At 43.4% G+C, this 11842-nt stretch carries 9 protein-coding genes; 6 read left to right on the top strand and 3 right to left on the bottom strand.

Going from position 1 to position 11842, the window contains the following annotated elements:
- Positions 1 to 307: 307 nt before the first annotated feature.
- The 4 genes from LZF95_RS22070 (at position 308) to araD1 (ending at position 4992) form a co-directional block, all read left to right on the top strand.
- A complete protein-coding gene (locus LZF95_RS22070; RefSeq protein ID WP_233757443.1) occupies positions 308 to 1342 on the top strand; it encodes an LLM class flavin-dependent oxidoreductase in 1035 nt (344 codons plus the stop codon).
- A gap of 135 nt (positions 1343 to 1477) precedes the next feature.
- Complete coding sequence (locus LZF95_RS22065) at positions 1478 to 2308, top strand: alpha/beta fold hydrolase (protein ID WP_233757439.1); 831 nt, start codon at positions 1478 to 1480, stop codon at positions 2306 to 2308.
- 489 nt (positions 2309 to 2797) lie between these two features.
- Positions 2798 to 3853 (top strand): family 43 glycosylhydrolase, encoded by a 1056-nt coding sequence (locus LZF95_RS22060; RefSeq protein WP_233757437.1) that lies wholly within the window; start codon positions 2798 to 2800, stop codon positions 3851 to 3853.
- Positions 3854 to 3972: 119 nt separating this feature from the next.
- Positions 3973 to 4992, top strand: coding sequence for an AraD1 family protein (gene araD1, locus LZF95_RS22055; RefSeq protein WP_233757436.1), 1020 nt, complete (start codon positions 3973 to 3975; stop codon positions 4990 to 4992).
- Between the two features lie 368 nt (positions 4993 to 5360).
- Here the strand turns inward: araD1 and LZF95_RS22050 are convergent, their stop codons facing one another.
- The 3 genes from LZF95_RS22050 to LZF95_RS22040 all read right to left on the bottom strand — a co-directional run bounded on the left by LZF95_RS22050 (position 5361) and on the right by LZF95_RS22040 (position 8510).
- Complete coding sequence (locus LZF95_RS22050; protein WP_233757434.1) at positions 5361 to 5867, bottom strand: DUF2911 domain-containing protein; 507 nt, start codon at positions 5865 to 5867, stop codon at positions 5361 to 5363.
- A 213-nt stretch (positions 5868 to 6080) separates the two neighbouring features.
- Positions 6081 to 7229, bottom strand: coding sequence for a Gfo/Idh/MocA family protein (locus LZF95_RS22045; RefSeq protein ID WP_233757433.1), 1149 nt, complete (start codon positions 7227 to 7229; stop codon positions 6081 to 6083).
- A gap of 171 nt (positions 7230 to 7400) precedes the next feature.
- Positions 7401 to 8510, bottom strand: coding sequence for an MBL fold metallo-hydrolase (locus tag LZF95_RS22040; RefSeq protein WP_233757432.1), 1110 nt, complete (start codon positions 8508 to 8510; stop codon positions 7401 to 7403).
- A gap of 452 nt (positions 8511 to 8962) precedes the next feature.
- Here LZF95_RS22040 and LZF95_RS22035 point away from each other — a divergent pair, with 452 nt between their 5' ends.
- Both LZF95_RS22035 and LZF95_RS22030 read left to right on the top strand, forming a co-directional pair.
- Positions 8963 to 9421 (top strand): (2Fe-2S)-binding protein, encoded by a 459-nt coding sequence (locus LZF95_RS22035; RefSeq protein ID WP_233757431.1) that lies wholly within the window; start codon positions 8963 to 8965, stop codon positions 9419 to 9421.
- 2 nt (positions 9422 to 9423) lie between these two features.
- On the top strand, positions 9424 to 11589 hold the full coding sequence (locus tag LZF95_RS22030) for a xanthine dehydrogenase family protein molybdopterin-binding subunit (protein ID WP_233757430.1): 2166 nt from the start codon (positions 9424 to 9426) through the stop codon (positions 11587 to 11589).
- Positions 11590 to 11842: the final 253 nt, after the last annotated feature.

The raw sequence follows: 11842 nt of genomic DNA, 5'->3' as shown, positions 1-11842 counted from the left end.
AAGGCTACATTTAAGTCTTGTTTTTGCACACCTCAAAATACATGTTTTGAGTTAAAACAGGAAAGGCTAGCCGAGAAATCGACTAGCCTTTTAAACTAGCTACTTTTGAGACAGCCTCTTTGTTTTTCCTTGTTTCATTATGCTTTTGCTATTTCACCACTAACTACATGTGGTACATTCCTAGATATAATCCCATTTCAATAGATACCTCCTAATCTTCCAGCTTCCCACCCTCTTCAATAAATCTACTTTTCACTAAACTTTTTACCCTCCCATGCCTGTTGTGCTACCAAATTTTAGCCAAAACATGGAATTAGGAATCAGTACTTTCGCCGAACTCACCCCGGACCCCAAAACAGGAGAAACACTATCTCCCGCACAACGAATGAAAAATCTGATGGAGGAAATCCAGCTTGCAGACCAGGTAGGCCTGGACGTATATGCCATAGGTGAGCACCATCGGCCAGATTTTGTGGTTTCTTCACCCGCTACCGTGTTAGCTGCTGCCGCTATGATCACCAAAAACATCAAACTTTCGTCTGCAGTCACGGTACTGGGTTCTGAAGACCCTGTCCGTGTTTTTCAGCAATTTGCCCATGTGGATTTACTTTCCGAAGGACGTGCTGAGATCATGGCGGGAAGAGGGTCATTTATCGAATCTTTTCCTCTTTTTGGCCAGGATCTGAATGACTATGATGCCATCTTTGCGGAGAAATTGGATTTACTCCTACAACTGAACAAAAGTGAGCAAATCAGCTGGAGAGGTAAATTCAGGCCCGCTATCGCCAATAGAGGTGTTTTTCCCAGGCCATACCAACAAGAAATCCCTGTATGGTTGGCAGTAGGAGGTACTCCGCAATCGGTAGTCAGGGCAGCAGAAAAAGGCTTACCTCTGGCGTTGGCTATTATCGGTGGGAGTCCTGACCGCTTTACCTATTTCACTGATCTATATAGGCAGTCTTGGATCAAAGCTGGGAGAAACCAAGAAGACATTCAGATTGCCGTTCATTCACACGGTTTCATCGGAGCGGACTCACAGCAAGCTGCCGATGACTTTTATGCCCCCTATGCATTGGTGATGACCCAATTGGGAAAAGAGCGGGGTTGGCCTCCGATGAATAGAGGTCAATATGACGCAATGCGGGCCAAAGACGGTTCTTTGGTGCTGGGCAGTACCCAGGAAGTCATAGAAAAGATTCTGATGCAGCAGGAGATGATGGGCTTGACGCGCTATTTGCTTCACTTGAGTGTGGGAACTATGCCTCACGACAAGCTGATGAAAGCCATTGAGCTATATGGGGATGTAGTCGCTCCGGCAATCAGAAAAGCACTGAAAAAATAGGGAATAAACTTCCCGAAAAGAGTAAGCATTTTGGTAAGGATATTTACAATCCCCTTCTAATTACATCATTTGCCAATGAATTTAAGGCGGCACTGCTTTTGAAGATTCTAAAGAGACAACCCTAAAGACTAAACTATGCCCTTTTTAAAACACGATAACGGAAACGAAAAAGTAAGAATCTTTTACCAAGATTACGGACAAGGAGATCCTGTCATATTGATTCATGGTTGGCCGCTGAGTCACCAAGCCTGGGAAGGACAAATCGCCACCTTGATAAACGGCGGCTACCGAGTGATTGCATACGATAGACGGGGATTTGGAAAATCATCCCAACCATTGGAAGGTTACGACTATAGCTCGTTAGCAACGGATCTGAGGGAATTGATTTTACATCTGGATCTTACTAATGTGACTCTGGTAGGCTTTAGCATGGGTGGGGGAGAAGTAGTGAGATATTTCACTGATTACGAAGGAGACAGAGTAATCAAAGCTGCGCTGATCGCCTCTATTATCCCATTAGTGGCACAAAAAGATGACAATCCTGATGGAGTCCCTCAGAAAAACCTAGATGAGATCATGGAAGCATTGAAAAATGACCGCATTGGTTTTCTAAAGGGGTTTCATGAAAACTTCTACAATTTCGATCAGCTGAAAGGCCAGATATCGCAGGCAAGTCTGGATTATGACTTTTCTATTGCCAGTCATGCATCCCCAATCGCGACGATCAAAGCTGCAGAAGCTTGGGCTACTACGGATTTTAGATCAGAACTGAAAAATATAGATGTTCCCACACTGATCCTCCATGGTGATGCTGATAATATTGTGCCTTTCCAGACTTCAGCCCAGCAGGCAGCACAAGGAATCGCCACAAATGAGTATCGCCTCATTAAAGATGCTCCCCATGGTTTGACGCTGACCCATAGGGATGAAGTGGACAAATTGATCTTGGAATTTTTGAAGAAGTAAACGCTTCTGCCTTTACATAAATTCTAGTCTTAAAGGCGGGACTGAGACGGTTTAAATTGCCATTTAACCTTCAGTTTCGCCTTTCTTATATTTTGGTGCTACTTTCAGTAGAGTCACTTTTTGGATTGTAAATAAATAGGGTAATTTAGGAAGGCATAAAGTTTCTTATATGCTGTGACCTTCTCAGTAGTGTTTTAAGAAGGCAAACGAATAGGGTATTCCCAATCTTTTTATTAGTAGTATTTACCGGTTTAGAGGTCATCGATCTTTTGATAGATCCTGTGCAACTGTGGAAAACACCTTGTAAAATTTTCCATTAGTAGCCGATAAAAAATACATCTAACTGTTCTTAAGCTCTTTCCCGAGATCTTGAACTCTATTCAAAACTGATTTGTGACTATTATTCCTAGTCAGATAATCGATGCAATGAAGTTGTCTGCGGATCAATGAAGAAATTCCCAATCCAATTAACTCAAACCCATAAAAAACATGTTTAACAATAAATTTTTCAGTAATGGAGAAAGTAGCTCACATGTAAGATTGCTACGATTATTCATCTTCTTTAGCATTCTGGCTATAAGTTCTCAAAATGTACATGCCCAACGAAGGATACCCGATGATTCGAAAGGACTGATAGCCCATGATCCGGTGATGATCAAGCAGGATAGCCTCTATTATTTGTTTCTGACCCATGGGGGAATAGCCAAAAGCACCGATATGGAAAACTGGACTAGAATAGAGCCTGCGCCAAGAAATCTGGAATGGGTAACAGATGACATCGTACCGGATTACCGGGGCGGATTTTGGGCTCCGGACATCCAGTATTATAACGGACTGTATTATCTATATTATTCCCCTTCTGCCTTTGGCAAAAACACTTCTGCCATAGGTGTAATGACCAGTAAAACCTTGCATCAGGACAGTCCTGACTACAAATGGGAAGATCATGGCATGATCGTACAGTCCATTCCGGGGAGGGATTTTTGGAATGCGATAGATGCCAACGTCATCTTTTCGAAAGAGAATTCCGGAGAAACAGTAGGGTGGTTGTCTTTTGGATCTTTTTGGGGGGGATTGAAGCTGGTGAAGCTGGCACCGGATATGAAGTCTCTGGCCGAACCACAAGAGTGGTATGGAGTAGCCCAGCAGGAGCGTACATTTGGCAGACCTGACACGAATGGTGGAAATGGAGCTATTGAAGCACCATTTATTTATCATAGGGACGGCTATTACTACTTATTCGCTTCTACAGATTACTGTTGCCGGGGATTGGAAAGCACTTATAAAACCATCGTAGGTAGAGCAGAAGATGTAAGAGGCCCATATTTGGATAGGAATGAGACACCAATGTACGCCGGAGGCGGAGAATTGATTGTGGGTGAGACTGACCAATATGTTGCCGTGGGACATTGTTCTGTTTATGATTTTGATGGGAAAACCTATTTTGTAGCCCATGGGTACGACAAAGAAGATGAAGGAAAATCAAAGTTGGTCATAAAGGAAATCCACTGGGATGCTGATGGTTGGCCTTCGCTGGTATATTAATCTTTCGATAATTGTTAAAAACTCTACGGATTACGGCTGAGAATTTCTATGTTTAATATTCGATTTCTTGCACCAAAGCGGCTCGCTGCTTTGGTGTTTATCTTTCATTTGACATTCCAATGCAAAATAAAATAAGACTTGTCCAACTCACACATCCTTCCCATGGAAGAAGAATTGCACTGGTCCAAGAGCCTAATTTGACTTTTCTAAACAATGTCAATTCAGTGTACCAACTTGCCTTACAGGCTTTGGATCAGAATAAAAAAATCAAAGATTTGATTCTGGATAATTTATCAGGAGAAAACCTGGTTTATGATTCCATATATGAAGGAAACAGCGAGTGGAAATTATTGCCTTCTTTTGATCATCCCGAATCCCCTTTTGCCTGCATGGTCTCAGGCACGGGATTGACTCACCATAACAGTGCTTTGAACCGGCAAATGATGCATAGTAACAGTAGTCAGTCTGAAAATCCAACAGACAGCCTCAAAATGTATGAAATGGGGGTAAAGGGAGGCAGTCCGGCAAAGGGTGAAGTGGGTGTTCAGCCTGAATGGTTTTACAAAGGCAACGGAGCAGTATTGCGGGCACATGGAGAAACGCTAACTGTCCCTTACTTCGGCGATGACGGTGGGGAAGAGCCGGAGATAGCAGGGGTCTATATTATTGATAGGTCAGGAAAACCTTGGAGAATAGGCTTCACCACAGGGAATGAATTTTCCGATCATGTCATGGAAAAGATGAACTACCTCTACCTGGCCCCATCCAAAATCAGAACCTGTGCAATAGGGCCTGAACTCGTAATTGATGCGGATTTCGAAAACTACTCTGGCGAAGTCTCCGTATTCCGGGCTTCTGAGCCTATCTGGAGCTCGGCAATCAATACAGGACAAAAGAACATGTGTCACAATCTGGCCAACCTGGAGTTTCATCATTTCAAATACGACTCCCATAGAATTCCGCTTCAGGCTCATGTTCATTTTTATGGAGCTGATGCTTTTAGCTTTGGGAATAAAGTTGTGTTGGAAAATGGTGATTCCATGCGTGTGACTTGGAATGGAATGGGTAGAGCTTTGGTGAATCCTATAGCAATAGATTCTTCCGACAATCCAGAATTCCCGGGGATAGGGACCTTATAAGACTTCCTTCTGAAAGTAACCTATAAGCCTCTGAGTTCGACCTTAATTTATTGATCAACTTTTCCAAAGTTGAAGTTTAGTTGATATTTCTTAATATCTGTCAGAATTTATAGTTGCATTAAACTCTTAAAATTAATTGAAACTTTGGAAAAGGTTTGTTTAAAGTAAGCCAGAACATATACCATGTGGTATAATTATCGATTAATTAATCGAACTCAGGCTATAAGGTATCTGAAAATTGTCAGTGACTCTCATCAACATGTACGACTTAGAGTATTACTTGATTTACTCTTATAAAATTCATCGTAGAATAATAAAAAAACCACGGAATAACTCCCGTGGTTTCTTGTTTGTGTACCGAATTAATCTTATGAGCCTAATTTAGCCGATGCTTTTCCGTATTCCCAACGGATCTCAAAGCTATCGGGCTTTACTTCATAGACCAAACGCTCCTCCAATGAAGAAGTCTGTTGAGAAGGAACAGACACTCTCAACGCATCTTCTTTTGAATCATAATCAAAAGCTCCCCATTGCTTGGCAACCTTGTTGAAAATCAAGGTAGAGGAAGTCTCACCAGGGATCACAAAAAAGCTATAAGTACCTGCGGGCAAAGTCTTACCTTCAACCATGATGTCCTTAGTAGTGGTAAACGTGGTAGCCTCATTGGCCCCCGCTCTCCATACTTCTCCCATAGGAACCAAATCTCCCCAGATCGTGCGGCCTTTCACCGCAGGACTGCTGTAATTAATGGTGATTTTGGCATCGCCAACTGTGCCTTCGGCAGTTTTTGCCGGGCTGGCTTTCTCTTGGGCAAAGGCCGCTACTCCCATAAAGGCCAATAGGGCTGTTGCCAGTAAACTCTTTTTGAAATTCATTGCTGTTAGTTTTATTGTTATGTAGGAAAAATAAAGAAATTAATTAATTCCTCTAGTCATTGAGCTAACATTTCTGACAAAAGGTTTTGAGAATTAAGCCTTTGAACTCGAACTAGAAGATAAATACAAGAATTGTCAGCCTGAGCGAAATCGAAGGGTCTCGGCTCCGCTCAACTGACAAATTTTAAGCTAGCTATTAAGAAGAGAACAGGCTTAAATCTTTACCCAAGCTTCTTTCGCATTACTTTCCACGATAGCCTCTCCGATGATCAACTCTCTCAAGCCATCAGCAAAAGTAGGGTAGGTAGGGGACTCTGGCTGCTTACCTTCTCTCACTGCCGCATACACCTCTTTGAAAAGCTGCTTGGAGGTATCCGGAAAACCTTCTTGGTGTCCACCAGGGAAACTTACCAAAGAACGTGCGCCTTCGTCCACCAAAGCAGGATCTTTCATCAATATAGAATTGGCCGTATCACGCTTTCCAATCCATAATTCGTTTGGCTTCTCCGCGTTAAACTCAAAGTTGGCTTTCGACCCTGAGATCTCGATGTTCAGACGGTTTTTACGTCCTGCATTCACCTGACTTACGACGATGGAACCAGTGCGACCGTTGTCAAAGCGCAGCATAATGGTAGCGTAATCCTCAGATTTAACCTCATATTCTTCATAATCCTTTGGATCCAAGGCTTTGCCTGAAAAAGATTCCACGGCCTTCAGCGGTTTTAATCGGGTAGGGTGTACAATGGAAAAATCGGCCATTACCGCCGTGATTTTCAATCCAGTCACATATTCGGTCATATCCAATAGATGGGAACCGATATCTGCCACCACTCTTGATCCGCCGGACTGCTTAGGATCCAATCTCCAGCTGTAGTCCGTTTTGTGGATAAGCCAATCCTGCAGGTAAGATCCCATTACAGAGTAAACATCTCCCAGTTCACCTTTTTGGCGCATGACCCGCATCTGGCGCACCATAGGGTAATAGCGTAGGTTAAAGTGAACCGCATTGATCAATCCGGTTTCTTTGGCCACAGCCACTAGTTCCTCCGCCTCTTCGATGGTCATGGATAGTGGCTTCTCACATACCACATGCTTGCCGGCCAGCATACACGCTTTTGCCTGAGGGAAATGCAGGAAGTTTGGCGTACAGATATGCACCACATCTATGCTGTCATCTTTCAGCATATTGTCAAACGTGTAGGCATTTGCAATTCCAAGCTCTGCTGCTTTAGCTTCAGCCACTTCTTGATTGACTTCCACAAGGCCTGTTACCTCAATATTTGGAATTCTTCTAAGTGCTTCTAAATGAGCTGGGCCGATAAATCCTGTTCCCACGATAGCGGCTTTGATAGTCTGAGACATAGGTTTTTTAGGTTGTTTATAATGAATTTTAGAATGTCAAATTAGGAAAAATGGCTTAAAAAACGGCAGGGTTGATTTCATGAAATTAGAAATATCTCTATCGTTCATACGTATTTGAATTTAATTCAGGCTTAATTCATCTTTTTTAAACTTTGATAGCCAGGATTTTAATCATCGAGATGGAGATCTCCACCATTCGGAAATTGTTTCAAGATTTTCACCCAGAATAATAAACTCCCCGATTTCCGGGACTATTATCGGTTGGTTGATTTTGGCCGCTTTATCTATTACTCGTGTCACCGGATCAGTCCAGCTATGCATGGCCAGCGTAAATGCAGCCCAATGTATGGGCATAAATACCTTGGCTCCAACATCCTGGGCTGCCTGGGCAGTTTCCTCAGGCATCATGTGGATCTCTTTCCATCGCTCATTATATTGACCGCATTCCATCATTGCAAAATCAAACGGACCATACTTTTCACCTATTTCTTTGAAGTGAGGCCCATACCCGCTGTCCCCGCTAAAGTAAATCGCATCAGACTCTCCCTTGATGACCCAGGAACCCCAAAGTGTGGAAAAGCGGTTGGTAAGCCCTCGACCGGAAAAATGCCTTGCAGGCGTCAAAGCCAGAAATATCCCGTCTGCCTGGATTTCCTCCCACCAAGACAGTTCATGGATTCTGGAAGTATCTACGCCCCATTTTTCAAAGTGTGCCCCCATTCCCAAAGGCATATAAAAGGATTTGGTCTTAGTCTTTAGTCGCTGGATGGAGCCATAGTCCAGGTGGTCATAGTGATCATGGGACATGATAACCATGTCTATTTGTGGAAGTTCTTCTATGGCTATAGGCAGCTCATTGCTAAAACGCTTTTTGCCTAAAAGAGGATTTGGAGCCGGAACATCCCCAAACATAGGATCAACCAGAATATTTTTTCCGTCCATCTGAAGTAAAAAAGAAGAGTGTCCAAACCAGATTAGGCGTGTCTCATTGTTTATTTTTACCAGTTCAACTGAATCCCTCTTTACTACGGGAATTTCAAAATCCGGTCTCCGGGTTGGATCATTTTTGAAAAACTCCGGAAGCATCTTTACCGCCTCGATGAAGTCCATGTCCATATTGGTGGGAGTAAGATTACTGAACTTCCCATCTTCGAAATAGTCAAGCTTTTCATATTGAAGGATCCTAACTTTAGATGGATTTGCTCCGAATTGAGGACTAAGATTGATGAAAAGAACGGCTATGACGGTTACAACAAGAAGTATTGAAATGATGGTAATCATTAGGTATTTGAGCGTTTTAGATAAAACCTTATTCATGAAATCGAGCACGACGCAGAGCGTCACAGAGTGAGAGATTATAATGCATGCGAGATTCCATGTGGCTATTGAAAATCAAAATATAATCACATGAAAAGTCTATGATGCATGGAAGTAAACTAGTGGCTTTAACTGTGAAACACTACAAAAAGGTGCAAGAAAGGCTTGATTATTTCTGGATTTAATTTCCTGAAACTTACACGGGACTTTAGAACAGTCAGTGGGCACTGTCCGGAAACAAGAGCGTTTTTAGGTTTGTGCCCTTTTAATATCGCATCAGGGTGATGTTCCTGAGGGACGAATGTTGCTTTTTTAGAATGAATTCAAATAGTGGGAGCCAAGCCATTTTTTTACAGTCGGTTTCTCTACTCTCCTGATTTTCTTTAACTTAATGCGGTAAACTTAATCAATAACCCATGGCACTTATAAACCTTAAAATCAACGGAAAGGCTCATTCAGTTGATGTAGAAGAAGATACACCATTACTCTGGGTACTTCGGGACCACCTAGGATTAGTCGGGACCAAGTATTCATGTGGGGTAGCCCAATGTGGCGCATGCACTGTCCACAGAAACGGGGAGGCGATGTTTTCCTGCATCACACCGGCTGCAAGCCTGACCGAAGATGAAATCACGACAATAGAAGGACTGTCCAAAGATGGTGATCATCCTGTGCAAAAAGCCTGGGCGGAGGTGGACGTGGCCCAATGCGGCTATTGCCAGGCTGGACAGATTATGAACGCGTCGGCTTTTCTCAAAAAGAATCCTGCCCCCAGCATGGAAGAAATAGATGAGGCGATGAACAAAAACATCTGTAGATGTGGAACTTATCATAAAATCAGAGAAGCTGTTGCGATGGCTGCAAAATCGAAATAATCATGGCTACACTGACTAAAACTAACCGAAGAGATTTTCTGAAAATCGCAGGAACCACCGCCGGAGGCTTATTTATCGGCTTCAATTGGATGAGCTGCGACTCTCCAAAAATGGAAGTTCTGAGCACAGAGGAAGTACTGGCGAATGCGCAAAATTTCAATGCTTTCCTAAGCATAGCCCCTAGTGGGGATATTGTGATTTATTCACCAAATCCTGAATTGGGACAGAATATCAAGACTTCTTTTCCCATGGTGGTAGCTGAAGAACTGGATGCGGACTGGAGTAAAGTCAGAGTGCTCCAGGCCAATCTTGACACAGAAAGGTTTGAGAGACAGCTGACCGGTGGATCCGGAGCCATGCCTCACTCTTGGGAGCGCTTGCGCAAAGCCGGAGCTACAGCTAAATACTTACTCGTATCCGCAGCTGCCAATAAATGGGAAGTTCCGGCTGAAGAATTGACCACTTCTGAGGGGGTTATTTATCATAAAGCAAGTGGCAAAAAAATAGGATACGGTGAAGTAGTAAACGACGCGGCGCAGCTGACCCCACCTGAGGAAGTATCATTGAAAGACAAGAAGGATTTTAAAATCATCGGCACTCCGGTGAAAAATGTGGACAATAAATCGATTTTCACAGGAGAGCCTCTTTTTGGACTCGATTTTTATAGAGAAGGGATGCTTCATGCGATGATTCAGCGGGCTCCTTTTGGTATGAAAATAAAATCCATCGATGATGCCGAAGCGAGAACTGTTTCAGGGGTGAAAGATGTAGTGACTTTTGAAAACAGTGTGGCTGTAGTCGGATCTTCCACCTGGCCCTTGATGAAAGCCAAGAAGCTTTTGAAAGTGGAATATGAAGCTGATGGAAAGGTGGAGAGCTCTGCCGATCATGACCAAATATTCAAAGACTTACTGGCCAATGGAAAAGCCGAAATAAAGCGGGAAGATGGCAATGTAAATTCAGCATTCAAAAATGCTGCTCAGGTAGTGACTGCGGAATATCAATGCCCTTTTCTTTCACACTCTCCTATGGAACCCATGAATTTCTTTGCCCATGTCAAAGAGGGTTCTGTGGAATTAGTTGGCCCAACACAAACACCAGACAGTGCCAGAAGGGCTGCCGCAGAGATTACTGGAATTGCCCCTGAGAATATATCAGTGGAAATCACTCGACTAGGAGGAGGATTTGGTCGAAGGCTGCGTGCAGATTATGTAGCAGAAGCGGTACATGTTTCCAAACTGATGAATGCCCCGGTGAAATTGACGTGGAGTAGGGAAGATGATCTAACTGGTGGGGCTTATAGACCCGCTGTCCGCTATAGATTTGAAGCGGCTCTGGATGCAGAGGGTAATATGACTGGATACAAACTGCGGGGTGTTGGTATGAATGCCGGCAACAGCACACGGGAGCATAACTTCCCTTCAGGCGCAGTGGATAATGTGCTGATAGAAAATGTGAATTACGAATCTTCCATAACCACCAATGCCTGGCGGGCCCCTATCACCAATTTCCTGGCTTATGCGGAGCAGTCCTTTCTCGATGAAGTAGCCTTAGCTGCAAAGAAAGACCCGGTGGAATTCCGACTGAAATTAATGGAAAAAGCAAAGGAAAATCCAGTAGGAGGTGAGCTACAGTATAATGTGGATCGCATGATCGCAGTGACTAAAACAGCTGCCGAGAAGTCAAACTGGGGAAAAAACCCTAATGTAAAGCAAGGATTTTCTGTTTACTTCTCTCATAGAACATACGTGGCCCAAGTGGCTGATATCGAGATGGAAAACGGGACTCCTTCACTGAAGAAAATTCATGTCGTAACAGATTGTGGGATGGTAGTCAATCCTACCGGAGCTGATCATCAGGTACGTGGCGGAGTAGTAGATGGAATGGGACATGCAATGTATGGGAACCTGACTTTTGAAGGGGGCTTGCCTACACAAACCAACTTCGACAAATATCGTCTGATCCGCATGAAGGAAGTTCCCGAAGTGGATACCTATTACCTGGATAGTGGCTACGACCCTACGGGACTTGGGGAGCCATGTCTTCCACCTACGGGAGGAGCTATCGCAAATGCCATCTACAGTGCCACCGAAAGAAGGCTTAGAAGCCAGCCGTTTATTGAGCAGAGTGAATTCCAGGATTTGAATCTGAATATTAAAAGAAGTTAGTCTCTAGATATAAGTATGAAGGTATTAGTAATAAGGACCAAGAATCTAGAGTCCAGAGCCTAGATTCCATCAGGTAAAATCTGGACATAATAGTTGTTCCTTTGCCACGGTTCTTATGACACAAAGAGGATCTGAGAAATGTGGACTTCACCCACTTTATGGTCAGGAATTCCATCATTATTAATAGCTGCCTCTTTCAGAGTTTCACGTGAGCTTATGTCTAAGTCAAAACCCAGCCATGACGGCTGGGTTT

Origin of the sequence: Algoriphagus sp. AGSA1, assembly GCF_021390545.1 — a bacterium.
GTDB lineage: Bacteria > Bacteroidota > Bacteroidia > Cytophagales > Cyclobacteriaceae > Algoriphagus.
Note: the sequence above shows the minus strand (reverse complement) of the source record. Positions and strands in the feature narration are given on the sequence as shown.